16 protein-coding genes are annotated in these 17635 nt (G+C 60.2%); 9 read left to right on the plus strand and 7 right to left on the minus strand.

Going from position 1 to position 17635, the window contains the following annotated elements:
• Nucleotides 1-40: 40 nt before the first annotated feature.
• Both FDP25_RS13765 and FDP25_RS13770 read right to left on the minus strand, forming a co-directional pair.
• Nucleotides 41-901: a DUF2189 domain-containing protein gene (locus FDP25_RS13765; protein ID WP_154152840.1), complete on the minus strand. Its 861-nt coding sequence runs from the start codon at nt 899-901 to the stop codon at nt 41-43.
• Nucleotides 902-1056: 155 nt separating this feature from the next.
• On the minus strand, nt 1057-1485 hold the full coding sequence (locus FDP25_RS13770) for a DUF1489 family protein (protein ID WP_154152845.1): 429 nt from the start codon (nt 1483-1485) through the stop codon (nt 1057-1059).
• Nucleotides 1486-1575: 90 nt separating this feature from the next.
• Between FDP25_RS13770 and FDP25_RS13775 the strand changes: the two genes are divergently transcribed.
• The 3 genes from FDP25_RS13775 (at nt 1576) to FDP25_RS13785 (ending at nt 4995) form a co-directional block, all read left to right on the plus strand.
• Nucleotides 1576-3867, plus strand: coding sequence for an adenosylcobalamin-dependent ribonucleoside-diphosphate reductase (locus tag FDP25_RS13775; RefSeq protein ID WP_154152848.1), 2292 nt, complete (start codon nt 1576-1578; stop codon nt 3865-3867).
• Between the two features lie 343 nt (nt 3868-4210).
• A complete protein-coding gene (locus FDP25_RS13780; protein ID WP_154152851.1) occupies nt 4211-4609 on the plus strand; it encodes a hypothetical protein in 399 nt (132 codons plus the stop codon).
• Nucleotides 4609-4995 carry a hypothetical protein gene (locus FDP25_RS13785; protein WP_154152854.1) on the plus strand — a complete coding sequence of 129 codons (387 nt, stop codon included), beginning with the start codon at nt 4609-4611 and terminating at the stop codon, nt 4993-4995. The genes FDP25_RS13780 and FDP25_RS13785 overlap by 1 nt, the downstream gene beginning before the upstream one ends.
• A gap of 163 nt (nt 4996-5158) precedes the next feature.
• Here FDP25_RS13785 and FDP25_RS13790 read toward each other — a convergent pair whose 3' ends face one another.
• The 3 genes from FDP25_RS13790 to FDP25_RS17145 all read right to left on the minus strand — a co-directional run bounded on the left by FDP25_RS13790 (nt 5159) and on the right by FDP25_RS17145 (nt 8507).
• Nucleotides 5159-6361, minus strand: a complete 1203-nt coding sequence (locus FDP25_RS13790) for a BspA family leucine-rich repeat surface protein (protein ID WP_218939975.1) — start codon at nt 6359-6361, stop codon at nt 5159-5161.
• Between the two features lie 284 nt (nt 6362-6645).
• Nucleotides 6646-8037: a hypothetical protein gene (locus FDP25_RS13795; protein WP_154152857.1), complete on the minus strand. Its 1392-nt coding sequence runs from the start codon at nt 8035-8037 to the stop codon at nt 6646-6648.
• Between the two features lie 122 nt (nt 8038-8159).
• Nucleotides 8160-8507: a hypothetical protein gene (locus FDP25_RS17145; protein WP_218939976.1), complete on the minus strand. Its 348-nt coding sequence runs from the start codon at nt 8505-8507 to the stop codon at nt 8160-8162.
• 519 nt (nt 8508-9026) lie between these two features.
• Here FDP25_RS17145 and FDP25_RS13805 point away from each other — a divergent pair.
• Nucleotides 9027-10982: a S8 family peptidase gene (locus FDP25_RS13805; protein WP_172982805.1), complete on the plus strand. Its 1956-nt coding sequence runs from the start codon at nt 9027-9029 to the stop codon at nt 10980-10982.
• A gap of 603 nt (nt 10983-11585) precedes the next feature.
• Here the strand turns inward: FDP25_RS13805 and FDP25_RS13810 are convergent.
• Both FDP25_RS13810 and FDP25_RS13815 read right to left on the minus strand, forming a co-directional pair.
• On the minus strand, nt 11586-12680 hold the full coding sequence (locus tag FDP25_RS13810; RefSeq protein WP_218939977.1) for a BspA family leucine-rich repeat surface protein: 1095 nt from the start codon (nt 12678-12680) through the stop codon (nt 11586-11588).
• A 503-nt stretch (nt 12681-13183) separates the two neighbouring features.
• Nucleotides 13184-13855 (minus strand): ArsR/SmtB family transcription factor, encoded by a 672-nt coding sequence (locus FDP25_RS13815; protein WP_154152866.1) that lies wholly within the window; start codon nt 13853-13855, stop codon nt 13184-13186.
• 84 nt (nt 13856-13939) lie between these two features.
• Here FDP25_RS13815 and FDP25_RS13820 point away from each other — a divergent pair, with 84 nt between their 5' ends.
• The 5 genes from FDP25_RS13820 to FDP25_RS13840 are packed head-to-tail and all read left to right on the plus strand — an operon-like array spanning nt 13940 to nt 17633.
• Complete coding sequence (locus tag FDP25_RS13820; RefSeq protein WP_154152868.1) at nt 13940-14791, plus strand: sterol desaturase family protein; 852 nt, start codon at nt 13940-13942, stop codon at nt 14789-14791.
• Nucleotides 14788-16089 (plus strand): MFS transporter, encoded by a 1302-nt coding sequence (locus FDP25_RS13825; protein WP_154152871.1) that lies wholly within the window; start codon nt 14788-14790, stop codon nt 16087-16089. The genes FDP25_RS13820 and FDP25_RS13825 overlap by 4 nt, the downstream gene beginning before the upstream one ends.
• Nucleotides 16082-16801 carry a DUF1499 domain-containing protein gene (locus FDP25_RS13830; protein ID WP_154152874.1) on the plus strand — a complete coding sequence of 240 codons (720 nt, stop codon included), beginning with the start codon at nt 16082-16084 and terminating at the stop codon, nt 16799-16801. The genes FDP25_RS13825 and FDP25_RS13830 overlap by 8 nt, the downstream gene beginning before the upstream one ends.
• A 9-nt stretch (nt 16802-16810) precedes the next feature.
• Nucleotides 16811-17164 (plus strand): DsrE/DsrF/TusD sulfur relay family protein, encoded by a 354-nt coding sequence (locus tag FDP25_RS13835; RefSeq protein ID WP_154152876.1) that lies wholly within the window; start codon nt 16811-16813, stop codon nt 17162-17164.
• A gap of 43 nt (nt 17165-17207) precedes the next feature.
• Nucleotides 17208-17633, plus strand: a complete 426-nt coding sequence (locus FDP25_RS13840; protein ID WP_154152879.1) for a rhodanese-like domain-containing protein — start codon at nt 17208-17210, stop codon at nt 17631-17633.
• The last annotated feature ends 2 nt before the right edge of the window (nt 17634-17635 follow it).

The following is a 17635-nucleotide window of genomic DNA, read 5'->3' on the forward strand; positions in this document are numbered from 1 at the left end:
AAGGAGGGCCGGGGCAGGGCGTTGCCCCGGCTTTCTCGTGTCAGCCGCGCGGCACGGCAGCGCGGTAGATGTACCACGTCGCGTGGCCCAGGATCGGCAGCACGATGATCAGCCCGAGGAAGAAGGGCAGCGTTCCCAGCAACATGAGCATGGCCACGATGAAGCCCCATGTCGCGACGGTCACGGGGTTTTTCCGGGCCACTTTGAGGGATGTGACCACCGCGATCACCAGTCCGACCCGCTGGTCAATGAGCATGGGTAGCGTTGTCAAACTGATGGCCAGCACCAATGCGGCGAAGGCGGCCCCCACGGACATGCCGAGGATCACCATCATCCAGCCCGCGCCGGTGGTGGCCACGTCGAGGACAAATTGCCCGAGGCTTTCGGGTGGCTGAGGGCCGAGGGTCCATTGGTAGATCTGCATGGCTGCAAGTATCCACAGAAGGAAGAGGCCGAGCAGGTAGACTGCCATGACGAGGATTGGCCCGACATTCCGGGCCTTGAGCACCGCAAGCGCAGCGCCCCAGCCCACAGCGTCGTCACGCTCGCCCCGGCGGCTCATTTCGTAAAGCCCGACGGCGGCGATGGGGCCCAGAAGCAGAAAGCCCGCACCAAGCGGAAAAAGCATGGGCAGAAGTGCCTGATGGAAGGCGATGACAGACAGGCAGACCCCGATGATCGGGTATATGATCATGAGGAACATCACGTCGCTTCGGAAGCGTTTGAAATCTTCGTAGCCTTTGCGCAACGCAATGCGCAGGTCGTCTTGGGTCAGGGTCCTGACCTCGGGTGGTTGGGTGATTTCACCGCCCAATGCGCTTGTTGCATCGCCGACGGCGTGACCCGCGCCCGAGAGGCCCTGTGCGGCCCATGACAGCGGGTTTCCGATTGTTTTGACCATAGTGCCCTCCTTTGTCCATCCGGATGAGTGGAACACGCATCGCGGGTAGGGGATGGCGGGCCTTGGCAGGGGGCGGAAGACCCGCCTTCTGAGAAGTGTAACATGCCTTGGGGCGCGGTGTGGTCACGATTTCGGGACTTGCGCGGTGGCGTGCCTCATAAAACCCCGATATCTGCCAATGCGGCGGAAAGATCGGCGGGCAGGTCGTCTTCTTCCTGCCGGTGGGCGGGCAGATCGGCGGGGGCGTCCTCGGGCTTGAGATAGCGCCAGCCCTGGAAGGGGCGTTTGGGGGCGCTGGAGGTGCGGATGACCTCAGTGTCCAGCACGAAGGCGCAACGACGTATGCCGTCGTTGCCGATCACCTCGTCGAACCGCACAAGGCGCTGGCGGCATTGCACGAGACCCTGCACCACCCAGTAGATCGAGCCGCCCTCAAGCAGTTCGGCCTCGCGTTTGGGCCACATGCGGGTGATGTGCCGGGGCAGACCATCGGGGCCCTTGGCGCGGGTCGAGGATTGCCACTGGATCAGGCTGTCGACACTTTCCGATCCGACGCTGAGTTTTATGAGGTGCAGTTTGGCCATGCGATTCCCCCGTTTCAGGGCATATAGGGTAGTGGAAATGTGGGTGGCTTCAAGCTATTGTGGGTCTCCGCCCAAGACAGGATTCGCCCGATGACACGCTTTGCTGCCCCGATTGCCCAGTCCATCTGGGACATGAAATACCGCCTGAAAGAGGCCGATGGCACACCGATTGACGAAACGGTGGAGGATACATGGCGCCGCATTGCCCGCGCCTTGGCCAAGGTGGAAAACGACCCGGACCATTGGGAAGAGCGGTTTTATGCCGCCCTGGAGGATTTCAAGTACCTGCCCGCGGGCCGGATCACCGCCGGGGCGGGCACCGCGCGGAGTGTGACGCTGTTCAATTGTTTTGTCATGGGCACGATCCCCGACGATATGGGCGGCATTTTCGAGATGCTGAAAGAGGCCGCGCTGACCATGCAACAGGGCGGCGGGATCGGCTATGACTTCAGCACCATCCGGCCGAGGGGCGCCGAGGTGAAAAGCGTGGCCGCCGATGCCAGCGGGCCGCTGTCGTTCATGGATGTCTGGGACGCCATGTGCCGGACGATCATGTCTGCGGGCTCGCGCCGGGGCGCGATGATGGCGACCATGCGCTGCGATCATCCGGATATCGAGGATTTCATCACCGCCAAAGCCGACTCGGCCCGGTTGCGGATGTTCAACCTGTCGGTGCTGGTGACGGATGCCTTCATGGAGGCGGTGAAGGCCGATGGGCCGTGGGACCTGCGGTTCGGGGACAAGGTGTACAAGACCGTCGAGGCGCGTGATCTGTGGAACCAGATCATGCAGGCCACCTATGATTATGCCGAACCGGGTGTGATCTTCATCGACCGGGTGAACGCCGCCAACAACCTGAACTACTGCGAGACGATCAGCGCCACGAACCCCTGTGGCGAGCAACCCCTGCCGCCCTATGGGGCCTGCCTTTTGGGGTCGATCAACATGGCGCGGCTGGTGCGTGATCCCTTCGGCGAGGGGGCCGAGTTGGACGAGGCGGCACTGAACGATCTGGTCGCCACCGCCGTGCGGATGATGGACAACGTTGTGGATGCCTCGAAGTTCCCGCTGGAGGCGCAGGCACAGGAGGCCGCGGCCAAGCGGCGGATCGGGCTGGGCGTGACGGGGCTGGCCGATGCCTTGTTGATGGTCGGCATGCGCTATGGCAGCGACGAGGCGGCGGCACAGACCGAAGCCTGGCTGCATCAGATCGCGCGGGCGGCCTACCTGGCCAGTGTGGAGCTGGCCAAGGAGAAGGGGGCGTTTCCGCTGTTCGATGCCGAGGCGTTCCTTGCGTCCGGTGCGATGCAGGAGATGGACGCGGATGTGCGCGACGCCATCGCCGAGCATGGCATTCGCAATGCGCTTTTGACCTCCATCGCGCCCACCGGCACGATCAGCCTTTATGCCGGGAACGTCAGTTCCGGGATCGAGCCGGTCTTTGCCTATAGCTATACCCGGAAGGTCCTGCAAAAGGACGGCACCCGCACCGAGGAAGAGGTGGTGGATTACGCCGTGCAGATGTGGCGCGAGCGGTTCGGCGATGCGGACCTGCCCGAGTATTTCGTGAATGCCCAGACGCTGGCCCCGCAGGATCACGTGAAAATGCAGGCCGCCGCGCAGCGCTGGATCGACAGTTCGATTTCCAAGACGATCAACTGCCCCGCCGATATTTCCTTCGAGGCGTTCAAGGATGTCTACCTTCAGGCCTACGAAACGGGCTGCAAGGGATGCACGACCTACCGGCCCAACGATGTGACGGGGAGTGTGCTGAGTGTGTCGGAAAGCGCGGACAAGGCCCCTGGCGAGGCCCCGGATCAGGTCCGGGGGGCGATGCCGCCCGAGGGGGGCGAGATCGTTTACATGTCCGAGCCGCTGGACCGCCCGACCGAGTTGGAAGGCGCGACCTACAAGCTCAAGTGGCCCGACAGCAACCATGCGATCTATATCACCGTCAACGACATCGTGTTGAACGGCCACCGGCGGCCGTTCGAGGTGTTCATCAATTCCAAGAACATGGAGCATTTCGCTTGGACCGTGGCGCTGACGCGGATGATCTCGGCGGTGTTCCGGCGGGGGGGCGATGTGTCTTTCGTAGTCGAGGAGTTGAAGGCCGTTTTCGACCCGCGCGGCGGGGCGTGGATGCAGGGCAAGTACATTCCTTCGATCCTTGCCGCGATTGGCGGTATCCTGGAGCAGCACATGATCTCGATCGGCTTTTTGGAGGGCGAGGGACTTGGCCTCAAGAGTGATCCGACGCAATCGGTGGTGAACCTAGATGCGCCACGTGGCCCGGCCTGCCCGTCTTGCGGCAGTTTCGACATGCGCATGGTCGAAGGTTGTATGACCTGCGGCAGTTGCGGGCACTCGAAGTGTGGCTAAGGCATTGGGGGTGGCAGGTGTTTGTCGTTACGGGCGTAGTTATGCCAAATCGGCTGATTTTACTGCCACGCGTCGGCGAAAGTTTTGCCAAGGGAGTCTAAGTATCTGTAAAACAGATACTTTTTAAGAACTCCCTTGGCAGGCCCTGAGGAGACATTCTGGTCCAGAATATGACCGGGCTTGGTGGGGGCTGCCGGAAGCGGCCCTCTTGGTGAGGCCGCGTCGGACAGCCCCCACCCCGGCCGGTCTCGCTTACACAAACATCTACACAATCTAACCGGAGCAGGGATCTTCTGACGCGCCCCACGACTGGGCGCGCATTTCCACAAGGAAAGGTGATCCCTTGAAGCATATTCCCGACATCCATGCCCTGCTCCGGCACATTAACAAGCTTGGTGATTTTCTGCGCTGGCTTCGCGCAGAAGGTGACAGTCTTGTCGCCTCGGCCGAGCTGCTCGGTGGCCAGAAATGGGCCGAGCGCGCCCGCAGTATCGTTGCGGTTGTTCAGAATGGCCACGACCTCGGCGCCCGCCGAGGGGAGCTCCTTGCCCTACAAAGGCTATTGAACCTTGATTTCACCACCGCTCTTGGCAGCCCAGAGGCAAAGCGCTTTGCGGCCATCCATCCGGATGATCCGCGGGCCGATGCTGCGCGACGATGCGCAGAGGCGCTTTGCCGAGGCCTGCGGGCGCTTGAGGCCCTGCGTCTGGCTGGCGTCGTCAACGTGCGGGAGGCGGTGTGATGCAGGGCAGTCAATCGACAAAGCTGGCGCAAGCGCGTGTCTTGACGCTCTATGTCGGCCGGTGGCTGGATCTGCTTGATTTCCAGGCCCACCAGGCGGCGCCACCCTTCTCCCCGAGCGTTTCCACCTATCACGACATGCTGGACCCGAACGGGACGGATGCCGCCCGGCTCGCGGCTTGTTGGGCAATGCAACACCATGTTCGACGCCGCGCTGAAGCCGAACGAATGCACGGCGAAGCTGCCTACGCCCGCCTCCGTCCGGTTGATCCCTATGGTCACCGCTGGCGCACCACGCGCGAAGGTGCAGCCCTGGAGACGATTGCTTCTATGCTCTCATCGGCAATCGAGCTCTTCAGTAGCAGCACCAATGAGGCCGCCAGGTGAGAAAAAGTGGGGTCGCAAGGATGTGACCCCACTCTTCTGCAGGAGTTATGTTAAACCCGCAGTTCAGGCTTCAATAGCGCGCTACCGGATGAGGTTCACCCATCGTATTCAAAGAAAAACGCCGCCCGAGGGCGGCGTTGGTCTATCTCTTATGCGTTACGGCTTACGGGGTGCAGTTCTGGAAGTTGGGTGGCGTGAGTGCTCCAGCATTAGCAGCGAAATTTTGACAAAGAGTCACATTCGGATTCACCGTCCATCCGGACAGATTTTGGTTAAAGGCGACGGCATTTTGGAACATGCCGTGCATAGCCGTCACGCTCGATGTGTCCCAAAAACTGATGTCCTGGTTGAACGCGTTGGCGTGACCGAACATACCCCACATCTCCGTGGCACTGGACGTGTCCCAGCTTCCGATGTCCTGATTGAAGGCGCTGGTTTCGAAAAACATTTGGTGCATATCGGTGACGATCGAGGTATCCCAACTGCTGATGTCCTGATTGAATGCGGTGGTATAGGAGAACATTTTACCCATATCTGTCACGCTTGAAGTATTCCAAGCGCTGATATCCTGATTGAAGGCGTCAGTGAAGCTGAACATGCTACTCATGTCCGCTACGCTCGAGGTATCCCAACCGCCGATGTTCTGGTTGAAGGCCTCGGCGTTGAAGAACATAAGGCTCATATCCGCTACGCTCGACGTATCCCATCCGCTGATGTCCTGATTGAACGCCGATGCACTGATAAACATTCCGCTCATATCAATCACGCTCGACGTGTCCCAGTAGCTGATATCTTGGTTGAAGCCATTATCGAGGCGGAAAAGATTTGAAAAATCAGTGACCTGGCCGGTGAAAATATTGCTCTGTGAATTGGCGAAGGTATAGCTGTTATTGTCGGGACCAGTGATCGCGTAACTTTCATCGCCGCCGGCTTCGCTGGAAGCCACCGCGCGCAGCATCGTGTTATCCACGATCAACATGCCCTCGCAAACTGATCCGGTGCCGACGGGGGCGATTGTCCCTACATTGGTCGGATCATAGCACTCGCTGTCAGTCACGGGCTCTGAGCCTCCTGCGGATTCGCTGCCAGCACCAGCTCTACCACCTGCTTCCTTGTTCGCGACCTCTTTGGCCAAACCATCGAAGGTGTCTTTTGCCGTGGTGCCGTATTGGAGTACCGCGCTGATGGCCAAGATGCTGATCAGTCCTACCAGTAGGCCGTACTCTGTTGCACTCGCCGCTCTGTTGTGCATCGAAAGCCTCATCATATTTCCCTTTGTTCTCTTGTGGCTTCTCAGCAAATAGGAACAGGCGGTGCGCGCCAGAAACAGTCTGTTCTGAAAACCCGAACTCAAAAGGCGAGCCATATACCCCTTTGGGTAGCCCGGAATGTTCCGAAGTTTTTGATCTGGATTTCGGGAGATCGCGACCCCACCCAGCGGAACCCCTCGTCTGATTTGACAGCTTCGGTGGCGGGGGCTTCGTTTAACATGGAGCCACCTGGCGCACAGCCCTTGATGGGCCCGCGCCTACGAATGGCGACAGCAGATCAGATTGCCCACAGCGAGCTCTTGTCGCCAGGTCGACTATTCGGGACCTGTTTGAGACTATCCAATGCTGTCTTCGCGTGGAGAGTTCTTGGAATTTACAATCAGAGTTTGCTGGCCGACGCGCGCCGGGTGCCGTCCACAAACACTATCGGTGACACCTGTTCACCTCTTTCGGCCGCTTCATTCTTGATTTGCAGCAGCCGGGCATCTTTCTTGCCCATCTGGCCCACATCGACCACGACATAATAACCGTGAAGGGCTTCTTCTGCAGTCTTGTAGGTCTCCAGCTGCTTCGTGTACCCGCTCACGAGTTTGCCGTTGCGAGACAGCTTGATCTCGACCAGCACGCGGCCCGCGTACCCTTGCGATACCTTGAAATCGACCGGGCCGTTGCCAGTATCCGCCTCGGGCGTGAGGTCCAGATTGTTGGCTTTGCAGTAGGCATGCGCCACAGCGAAAAATAATCGCTGCGCCGCCTTTTCTGGTCGCGGCGCACCCGCATGATATAGTTCTTCAGAGAACCGGCGGTCTTCGATCAGAAATTGAAATTGCTTGATGATCTGCTCGACCACACTCACGACGCCTGCGTAATCCAGGGTCGGTGGCTTTTCGATCGTCATGGGTGCCTGGTCGGCGAGCGTTGTCGCCAACCTGCGCCAGAATACTTCGCCGAGCGGATCGCCAGACAGGTCATAGGGCTGGGGATCCGCCCCTTTTATCATTTCCAGGAAGGTCTCAAACTCGTCTCGGCCATTGAGCGCCCATCGGCGCAATTTGTCCTTGTCCTTCCGGCTCCGGACTTCCCAGAGCGCTGCAATCTGGTCGTTTACCCGGCTTCTGAGTTGCTCGTTTTTCGAGGCTGCGTCAGCGACACCCGACCAGTCCGTTACAACGGGGAGATCGCGCAGGGCATCCGCAGGAACCAAGATAACCGGCTCGCCCTGAGATAGGTGCGGATTGGCGGGCAGTGTCGCCTCAAAGGTCTTGCCGTTGCGAAGGCTTATTTGCATGGGCTTCCCGGCCACGCCCAACTCAGCAAGTACGCGGTTGTTGAATTTCAGCAGATCACCCAGAATGACGTTCGTCGTCATATCGCTGATGCGGTCTGGGCCAACGCCTTCTTCGAACAGTGCCATCGCGACGAAAAGATCGGGGTCCTCCACGCCCAACGAGACGATTTGCTTGGCCGTTTCGATGAAATGACCGGTCATGTGCGCACCCGATCCACTGCCCGACACTGACTCGGCACCGTATCCAAGGCAGCTCCACTTGATCTCAGGGAAGGACAGCAGGCGTTGCGCGCTACGCCAAGCAACATCGTTCGGGCCGGTTGTCCTGCTCAGGAACTTAATGACATTTGTGAAATGCTGCTCGTATGTGCGCCTGGCCCCCTTTGCGATTTCGGGGTGGCGGCTCTTGGCAAGCAGTAGTGGGTCGATGAACAGGCGTGTATCGACATTCAATGTCGGATCAAGCACGCCGGCCTTTACCATCGCTTCCGGAGATATCCTGAAGTGGTCAGAGAAGCGCTCAGGGTTTCTTACCTTACCCATTGATACATCTCACTAAGAACATGACACGGCGCAACCCGATGTACTGGCACAGCCCGCTTCCTTCAGGATTCGCGAACCGTCGTGCGCGGGTGAGACTTGGCATATCCCTTTGATACAAACCGCCCGGATATCGCGCTGCGCGCGCTGCCGGTCGATCCGCCACCCCGTGCTTCTTTTACAGTGGTCTTGGGGCTCTTCTTGCCGTGTTTCGCCGTCACATAGCGACCGCTGATTGCGCTGCGATAACTGCCGCCTGCTGATTTCTTCGCCATCTCTGAGACCTCCATATGATGTGTCCAAGGCTGTGAACTCCACCACATATACCACAAACTGCATGAAGCACAAAGAGTGAACGCCATTCGGTGCCACAAGACAATGCGGGCGGTGACGTCGCGCTGTTTGTCGATCAAGGCATTTGAAGCTGGCGCCTCTGGCACGCAGTGAAAACACTCCGCTGATCCGGGAAATGGCCGACAAGGGTGGGGCTGTCTGACGCGGCCCTCCTGATGAGGCCGCGTCGGAAAGCCCCCACTCCGCCGGTCTCGCTGACACTCACTCTCCTGCGAGGTTTCCCGATGACACGACGCGGCATGCTTTCTCTCACAACCGCCCTGAGCCTGGCTTTCTCGCCTGTGGCCGGACACGCCCAAGATCGCCAATTCTCCTACGCTGCTAACGAAGCGGCCTCTTCCGTAAGCGCAGGGGGCGGAATAAATATCGGCCTTTTCCTGGGCGGCCTTGTAATCGCCGGAGGTCTTGCCGCAACTATGATTGATTACACTATGTTTGGTTACGATAAAGAAGGCGTTAGTTACGACCCGACTCCCCTCCCTGGTCCAAGACCCGGCCCAGGGCCTCGATCGATCGACCCCAGACCCCGCGCGTCTTACGAGACCAACGAGTACCACCGTAATTGGGGGCTCGACTCGATGAATGCAGCGGCACGCTATGCCGATGGCGGGACTGGTCTTGGCAGTCTTATCGCCGTTTTTGACAGTGGCGCAGACGTCAATCATGTTGATCTTGCCGCGAATATCGACGACAGCCTGTCGCATACCTACTATGAAGCGCCCAACAACGATATCTCCGATGTCTTCGATGACAGCGGGCACGGCACCTACATGGCGCATATCATCGCCGGAGCTAAGAACGATGTCGGCAGTCACGGCGTCGCATTCGATGCTGATCTAATGATCCTCCAAGGAATCGCCCACCAAGGGAAGCGACGGGTCCAGCTACACGGTTCATTGGCCCATGCCACGCGGAGCGCGATCAGTGCCGGCGCGCAGGCTATCAATCACAGCTGGATTTTCTTCGACGAAGAAAAACGGACCCGCACGATCGACCGCTACTCCAGCAGATCTCATCTCGAAGGATTTTTTGGTTCTGACGTGATGGATGCGTTTGACACTGCCGTGGAAAACGACCTGGTGATGGTTTTTGCAACCGGAAACGATGGGCTTGCCCAGCCCTCGAACACTGCCGGCATGGCAGTTCTCTTCCCGGAAATGGGTAATCACGTTCTTGGGGTCACTGCGATTGATCGGAATGACCAGATCGCAAGTTCTGCCAATAGATGTGGCGACGCGCGTAATTTCTGCCTCGCTGCACCGGGCGTCGGCATCTACGCCGCCCACGCCGATGAGCAGCGAAACGGAATCTTCAGCGGCACCAGCGGCACCTCGCCCGCAGCCGCGCACGTTAGCGGCGCCGTCGGCGTGATGGCGAGTAACTTTCCTGAGCTCACCGGGGCGGAGATCACGACGATCCTGCGTGATACCGCGCGCGATCTTGGTGCCGCCGGCGTGGATTCCGTCTACGGCCACGGCGCGCTCGATCTGGAGAATGCGGTCATGCCACAGGGGGAAATCACCCTTCAAACTACATCGACGCTGGGGGAGCGCGAAATTGCTGCTTCTGACAGCCATGTCTCCGCTCCTGGCGTGATGGCCGCGGCGCTTTCGCAATCCTTCGGGGATACCAGCGTGATGGTCACCGACGGCTACGACCGTGGCTACACCGCGTCGCTTGGCGCCTTCGTGGGTTCTGGGTTCGACAGTGCGCGCTCCCTTGACCGGATGGATGCCTTTGTCCAAGGACATGACAGTGCATCGCAAATCCGCGGGAACGACACGACCCTGGCGTTCTCGATGTCGAGCGGGGCCGCGCTTCCCGATGATCCCTATGCCGGGCTTTTCGAGACCGCCGGATCAGTTTCCATGGCCGCCGATCTTGGCGCGACTCGGGTCACCGTCGCGTCGGCCTTCGCCGGACGCGACAGTGCCATGGATGGGTATTATGCTTCGCTGGGTGCTGCCCATGATTTCGGCGGGGTCATGCTGGAAACCCGCTTCGGACTGACCCGGGAGCGCGACAGCTTCCTCGGCACTCAGGTGAGTGGTGCTTTCGGTGGAATCGACAGCCAGACCACCTTCGCCTCTCTGGGTGGGCAGATCGACATCGGCGCGGGGGCGGCTTTGAGCGCGACCGCCACGCTGGGTGAGACCTCGTTCGACGGCTCCAACCTGCTGCGCAAGGGTAGCGGGATTGGAACCCAGTCTATCCGCCTGGGTTATGAAGCCCGCGACATCATCGCGGCTTATGACAGCTTCGCTTTCGCGGCCTCCCGCGAGATGTCGTTGACTGGTGGCGAGATGACCGTCGCTCTGCCCACGGCACTCGGTGCCGCGGAAGGGAGCACGCGTTCCTCGGATGTCACGGTCGAAACCCAGAGCATTGCGATGGAACAGGTATCCGCGCCGCTCGACCTGGAAATGCGGTATACGCGCCAGGTGGGCCTGGGGCGCTTCGCCCTCGGCGCCAACTGGCGGCCCGATGTCTCCGGGCACGAAGTCGTGAGTGTCGGATATACCGTTCGGTTCTGACAATGCACCTATTCGAAGATCCGGACCGGCGCTCTCTCAAGCGTCGAGTCCGGTCTTCACCACCATAAGAAATGGTGCCGGGGCGCACCCCTACTGCCACAATAAGGAGGTGAACTGGACCTGCAGGATTTCCAGGCTCAAAAGGCAGCGCCAGCCTTCTACCCGAGCGTTTCCACTTACCACGACATGCTCGACTCAGAAGGCACGGACGCGGCCCGGCTCGCGGCTTATTGGGCAATGCACCAACACATTCTGCGCCGCGTCGACGCCGAACGCTCGCTGGGTGAGGCCACCTACCCGCGTCTCCGTCCGGTTGATCCCTACGACCAACGCTGGCGCACGACACGAGACGGTGCAGCCTTGGAGACGATTGCTTGTATGCTCTCAACCGCAATCGAGCTTTTCGAATCTGGCTCCAACCAATTTAGAGCTTGAAAATGGGTCGCTTTTATACCTGGCCCGTGCCCAGTATTTAGGAATTGCCCACGAGTGGACATCTTTATAGTAAAAAAACAGCCGCCGGGTATTCCGGCGGCTGTCTCAGTTTGCTTGCGTTGTGGAAACCAAAAGGGCCGTTTTTGTATTTTTCTTCGCCCAGTCGTGTTAGGGGGTTGGGCAGGTGCCCCATTGCGGCAGATTAGCGGAGCTGATCGAGGTTTCGAACAAGAGTGGCTCGCTTGGGATATTCGAAACGCACCAGCCACTGATATCCTGATCAAAAGCAAGGGGTCCATCACCTTCGGATCCGTTATCATAGAACATGGTGTCCATATCCGTCACACTTGACGTATCCCACGCGCCAATGTCCTGGTTGAACGAAAGCGCTTCTCGAAACATGGCTCCCATATCGGTAACATTCGACGTGTCCCAGGCTCCAATATCCTGGTTGAAGGCGTCGGTGGCTGTAAACATGAAGGACATATTAGTCACACTCGAAGTGTCCCAGGAGCCGATGTCCTGGTTGAAAGCGTCGGCGCCTATAAACATGAAGGACATATTAGTCACACTCGACGTATCCCATCCGCCGATGTCCTGGTTGAAAGCGATGGCAGTGCGGAACATTTCGTTCATATCTGTCACACTTGAAGTATTCCAGGAGCTGAGATTCTGATTGAAGGTGTCAGCACTTTCGAACATCCGACCCATATCCGTCACACTTGATGTATCCCACCCACTGATGTCCTGGTTGAATTCGTCAAGATAAGTGAACATGCCTTGCATATTCGTGACGCTTGAGGTGTCCCATCCTCCAATATCCTGGTTGAAGAGATCGGCGCTGTAGAACATTCGTCCCATATCCGTCACGTTTGACGTATCCCAGTAGCCGATATACGGGTTTGTGGAATCTGCAAAGAAAAGATTAGAGAAATCAGTTACTTGCCCGGTGAAGACGTTATATTGGGAATCGGCGAAAGTGTAGGTATTGCTGTCAGGACCGGTGATTGCGTAGCTTTCATCGCCACCGGCGCCGCTGGAGGCGGCAGGACGCAGCATTCCGTTATCAACGATTAGCATTCCTTCGCATCCGGTCCATCCGGTGCTACCGATCAGACCAACGTTTGCAGGATCGTAGCAGTCGCCACTGGTAACCGGCGTTGAACCAGCGCCAGCATCAACTCCACCACCTGATTCCTTGTTAGCGATATTTGCCGCCAAGCCATCGAAGGTGTCGCGTGCCGTGGTTCCGTACTCAAACACAGCGCCAATTTACAGGACGCCAATCAGTCCAAGCAGAATGCTGTACTCCGACATGCTTGCGCCCTTGTTGTTCGTCGTAAGCCTCATTGTATTTCCCTTTGTTCTATTGCGGCTTCCCAGCAATTAGGAACAGGCGGTACGCGCCAGAAACAGTTTGTTCTGAAAATCGGCACTCAAAAGGCGAGCTTTATATCCCTTTGGGGTATCCCAGAGTGTTCAAAAGTTATTGCTCTGGATGTCGGGAGATCGTGAGCATACTGAACAAAGAAGGCTTTGCCCTTACTTTGGGTGGCATACGAACTGTTCCATAGATGCTGACTTCAGACACCGTTCCTCGGGAGCGCTCAGCTTTGCTGCGATCGCTACGTCCATCGGCAGAGAGGTCGGACTCCAGTCAATTGCTGCGTTGGGCACGAATGACTGCAAGGCGCAAAATGCAAATTTGCGCGTCCTGATCGATGGACACAGATGATGCAGTGTGGCCGCGTGTCGAGCTTAGACTGTTACTCCGGTATTGCCCCGGCCAGCACGGGCCGTCCATCTTCACGCCATTCAGGAAGACCGCCGTCAAGCCGCTTTGCGTTCAGCCCATGCTTGCGCAAGGCCGCGACTGCCTGATGGGCATAGATGCAATACGGGCCACGGCAGTAGGCGACGATCTCAGCGTGGGGGTCAAGTGAGGGCAGCATACGTTCCAGATCGGCCAACGTGATGTTGCGCGCGCCGGGGATATGCGCACTGGCGTATTCATCCGCGGGGCGCATGTCCAGAACCGTCACGGACCCTTCGGCCAATCGTGTGGCAAGCTCATCTCGGCTGACCGGTTCGGGCGCGTCTTGCCCGTCAGAGAGCCCCCGCAGGATGCGCTCGACCTGCGCCACGTTCCGCTCGGCGACGATACGCAGCAGGTCCATCAGTGCCAGCGTATGTCCGTCGGTCAGCCGGTAGATCACCGCCTTTCCGTCGCGCCGGCTGGTGACAAGGGCGGCGCGGCGCAACTGTTGCAGATGCTGCGAGCAATTGGCGATCGTGAGCCCGGTCTTGTCCGCCAGGGCCTCCACACCGCGTTCCCCTTGCGCGAGTTGTTCGAGGAGCGAAAGCCGCGCAGGTGCCGACAGCGCGCGGGCGACAAGCGCATATTCTTCGAGCAGGGCCGTCTTCGGGCTGGTTGACATCGGGGCTTCTCAACCTTAATCGTTCAAGTGATGAATTGAATGATAGCGATTTCGCCGCTTTCCGCAACCCCAAGGGTCAAACCGATGTCCGAAACCATCCTGTCCGCCGAACCTGCAATCCGGCTCAGCATCTTTCTTGGCGTGCTGGTGGCGATGGCGCTTTGGGAAGTGGCGGCGCCACGGCGGCGGCGGGACATCCCGCGCGTCATTCGCTGGACGAACAACCTTGGTCTCGTGGTGCTCGACACCGTGATCCTGCGACTGACCTTTCCGATTGTCGCGGTGGGTCTGGCCGTGATGGCCGAGGATAGCGGCTGGGGTCTGTTCAACAACATCGATGCGCCCGTATGGGTGGCCATCGTCGCGTCCATGTTGCTGCTCGATCTGGCGATCTATCTGCAGCACGTGATGTTCCACGCGATCCCCGCGCTGTGGCGGCTGCACCGGATGCACCACGCCGATCTCGACTTCGACGCCACCACGGGGCTGCGGTTCCACCCGGTGGAGATCCTCATCTCGATGGGCATCAAGCTGGCAGTGGTCGCCGCCCTCGGCCCGCCCGCCATAGCGGTGCTGCTGTTCGAGGTGATCCTGAATGCCACCGCGCTTTTCAACCACGCCAACATCGATCTGCCGCGCCCGGTGGACCGGGTGCTGCGCCTCATCGTCGTGACGCCGGACATGCACCGCGTCCACCATTCCGTCGATCCGCGCGAGACCAACTCGAACTACGGCTTCAACCTGCCGTGGTGGGACCGGCTGCTCGGCACGTACATCGCGCAGCCCGCCAAGGGCCATGAGGGGATGGAGATCGGTATCGAGCAGTTCCGCACGCGCCGCGATCTCTGGCTCGACCGGATGCTGATCCAGCCTTTGCGCGGACCCGCCAGCGGCCACGCACTCGATCCGCGTATCACCGAAAAGGAACCCGAATGACCTACACCCTCGGCATCCGCGAGAACCTGCGCCCGTTCCTGGAGCAGCTTTTGCAGGTCTTCTTTGTCGGTCTGACCATCGGCCTGCAGCGTACGGTGATCCCCGCTCTGGCCGAAACCGAGTTTGGCGTCGTTCAGGGCTCGATGACCGCGATCTTTGCCTTCATCGTCTCCTTCGGGATCGTGAAGGGTTCGATGAACTTCGTCTCGGGCCGCCTGTCGGAACGGGTGGGTCGGCGCCGCGTGCTGATCTGGGGCTGGCTGGTGGCGCTGCCGATCCCGTTCATGATCCTCTGGGCGCCAACCTGGGGTTGGATCGTCGCGGCGAACGTCCTTCTGGGCGTCAACCAGGGCTTCGCTTGGTCAATGACCGTAACCGCCAAGATGGACATCGTGAAGGGGTCTCAGCGCGGGCTTGCTACAGGGTTCAACGAATTCGCGGGCTATGGTGGCGTGGCGCTCGCGGGCCTCGTGACGGGCTATCTTGCCAGTTATTTCGACCCAAGGCTGAGCCTCTTCGTCTTCGGCCTTGTTGTGATCCTCCTGGCGCTGGTGGCGGGTCTCGTTTCGTTCACCGAAACGCTTCCCTATGCCCGCGCCGAAGCCGCGAGGCACAAATCCGGCGAAACAACCGGGCCGCGCCCGCGCTATGTCGAAGGACCCGAGAACCCGACATCGGGCCATATCTTTGCGCTGGTCACCTGGCGCAACCCGACCTTCATGGCGCTGGCTCAGGCGGGCAGCGTGGAAAAATTCGTCGATGCGCTGATGTGGGCGCTGGTGCCGGTATTCATGGTAGCCAAGGGCGCCAGCCTGATCGAGATCGGCTGGGTCACCGGGATTTATGGTTTTGTCTGGGGCGGCAGCCAGCTCTGGACCGGTCCGCTGTCGGACCTGTTCGGACGCAAATGGCCCACAGTTGCCGGGTTCTTCCTGTGCTCGGGTGGCGTGCTGGCGTTCCCGTTTCTGACCACGGTCAGTGGCTGGGCCGTGGCGGCCGCTGTGACCGGCGTCGGCATGGCGCTGCTTTACCCCACCCTGATCGCCGCGATGGGGGACATTGCCCACCCGTCCTGGCGCGGTTCGGCGCTTGGCGTCTACCGGTTCTGGCGCGATCTGGGCTATGCCATCGGAGCGCTGGCCATGGGGCTGATCGCGGATGCGTCGGGGATGCTCGAGGCCGGGTTCTGGCTGACCGGTCTCGCCATGGCCGGTTCCAGTCTGTGGCTGATCATCGGGATGGAGGAAACCCACCCGCGTCTCAATCCCGCTACCGATCAGGAACCTGCCCATGCGTGATATGCTGATCCGCCGTCTCGGCATCTTGTCTGCCCTCTCGGGCGTCCTGTCGCTTGTGCTGCTGGCCGTCGCGGTCTGGGGGTTCCGGGCAGGCGGCTGGCCTTGGCCACGGGCCTATGACCTTGCCGGTTGGGCCGTATGGGCGGCCCTCGGTGGCGTCATCATGGCCCTTGCCGGGCTGGTGGTCTGGCTTCGCCTCAGGACAGGTGGCGCTGGCGCGGTCCTGCTGGGGCTGATCCTGTCGCTGCCGGTTGCGGGTCTTGGCGCGGCTTTCGACATCGCCGCGCGCACCACGCCGCCGATCAATGACATCTCGACCGATACCGATGATCCGCCGGTCTTCTGGTTCACCGCCACGCCCAGTGACTACCCCGCGCAGAACGCCGCGCCGCAGCGCGCCGCCTATCCCGATGTGCGGCCGCTGGAGCTGCCGGTCTCTGCAGACGAGGCCTTCGCCGCGGCGCTCGCCCTCGTGGAAGAGCGCGGCTGGGAGGTGCTGTCGGCCGATCCCGCGGAGAGCCAGATCGAGGCCATTGCCAAGAGCCGCCTCTTCGGCTTCGAGGACGAGGTGGCGACCCGTGTCACCGAAACGGACACAGGAACCCGTATCGACATGCGCTCTCGCTCGCGCCTCGGCCAGATCGACCGTGGCGCCAACGCCCGGCGGATCGAAGCCTTCCTGTCTGAACTCGAAACGCGCACTCCGAACTGAGGACCGACCATGAAACACCTGATCCTGCTGAACGACCCGCCCTATGGCACCGAGCGCAGCTTCAACGGGTTGCGCATGGCCCACGCACTGGCAAAGAATGACCCCGACGCGGATATCACGGTCTTCCTGATGGCCGACGCGGTGCTCTGCGCCAAGGCGGGGCAGAAGACGCCCGAGGGGTTCTACAACCTCGAACGGATGATCCGCCGTGTCCTCACCGCGAAGGGCCGCGTGCTGATGTGCGGCACCTGCATGGACGCGCGCGGCCTGACCGAAGGCGACATGATGGAAGGGGTGGCGCGCTCCACCATGGACGAACTCGCGCAGGCCACGCTCGCCGCAGACAAGGTGCTGGTGTTCTGATGACCGGCCAAGAAAACAGAAACCGGAACGGAGGAACCCCCGGATGACGCTTAAACAAATACTCGCGGCCACGACTGTCGCACTCGGGCTGCACGCAGCACCCACCCTGGCGCAGGATGCGGCCATTGAGGCCATGCAGGAATACATGATGTTCACGGAATACGAGGCCGGCATCATTCTGCCCCAGCAACTCGATCAGACTGTCTTCGAGACTGCACTCTTCGTAGACACCCGCGACGCGGGCCAGTTCGAGGAGGGCACGATCCCGGGCGCCGTCAACATCGAGTGGCGCGAAGTGCTCGACCGCATCGACGAGATCCCGGAAGATCGTATGACGATCCTGTTCTGCAACACCGGCAGCCTGTCGGCGCAGGCGGCCTTCGCGCTGCGGGTGGCGGGGCGGTCGAATGTCGTGTTGATGCAGAGCGGATACAACGGCTGGCAGCAGGACGCGGCCTACAAGCCCTGACC

Source organism: Roseovarius bejariae (assembly GCF_009669325.1).
In the GTDB taxonomy this organism is placed as follows: Bacteria; Pseudomonadota; Alphaproteobacteria; order Rhodobacterales; family Rhodobacteraceae; genus Roseovarius; species Roseovarius bejariae.

Excerpts from the sequence above, each read along its gene's own strand:
- FDP25_RS13765 (WP_154152840.1), bottom strand. The coding sequence starts at position 901 with ATGGTCAAAACAATCGGAAACCCGCTGTCATGGGCCGCACAGGGCCTC.
- FDP25_RS13770 (WP_154152845.1), bottom strand. The coding sequence starts at position 1,485 with ATGGCCAAACTGCACCTCATAAAACTCAGCGTCGGATCGGAAAGTGTC.
- FDP25_RS13775 (WP_154152848.1), top strand. The coding sequence starts at position 1,576 with ATGACACGCTTTGCTGCCCCGATTGCCCAGTCCATCTGGGACATGAAA.
- FDP25_RS13785 (WP_154152854.1), top strand. The coding sequence starts at position 4,609 with ATGCAGGGCAGTCAATCGACAAAGCTGGCGCAAGCGCGTGTCTTGACG.
- FDP25_RS13790 (WP_218939975.1), bottom strand. The coding sequence starts at position 6,361 with ATGGCTCGCCTTTTGAGTTCGGGTTTTCAGAACAGACTGTTTCTGGCG.
- FDP25_RS13795 (WP_154152857.1), bottom strand. The coding sequence starts at position 8,037 with ATGGTAAAGGCCGGCGTGCTTGATCCGACATTGAATGTCGATACACGC.
- FDP25_RS13805 (WP_172982805.1), top strand. The coding sequence starts at position 9,027 with ATGAATGCAGCGGCACGCTATGCCGATGGCGGGACTGGTCTTGGCAGT.
- FDP25_RS13815 (WP_154152866.1), bottom strand. The coding sequence starts at position 13,855 with ATGTCAACCAGCCCGAAGACGGCCCTGCTCGAAGAATATGCGCTTGTC.
- FDP25_RS13820 (WP_154152868.1), top strand. The coding sequence starts at position 13,940 with ATGTCCGAAACCATCCTGTCCGCCGAACCTGCAATCCGGCTCAGCATC.
- FDP25_RS13825 (WP_154152871.1), top strand. The coding sequence starts at position 14,788 with ATGACCTACACCCTCGGCATCCGCGAGAACCTGCGCCCGTTCCTGGAG.
- FDP25_RS13830 (WP_154152874.1), top strand. The coding sequence starts at position 16,082 with ATGCGTGATATGCTGATCCGCCGTCTCGGCATCTTGTCTGCCCTCTCG.
- FDP25_RS13835 (WP_154152876.1), top strand. The coding sequence starts at position 16,811 with ATGAAACACCTGATCCTGCTGAACGACCCGCCCTATGGCACCGAGCGC.
- FDP25_RS13840 (WP_154152879.1), top strand. The coding sequence starts at position 17,208 with ATGACGCTTAAACAAATACTCGCGGCCACGACTGTCGCACTCGGGCTG.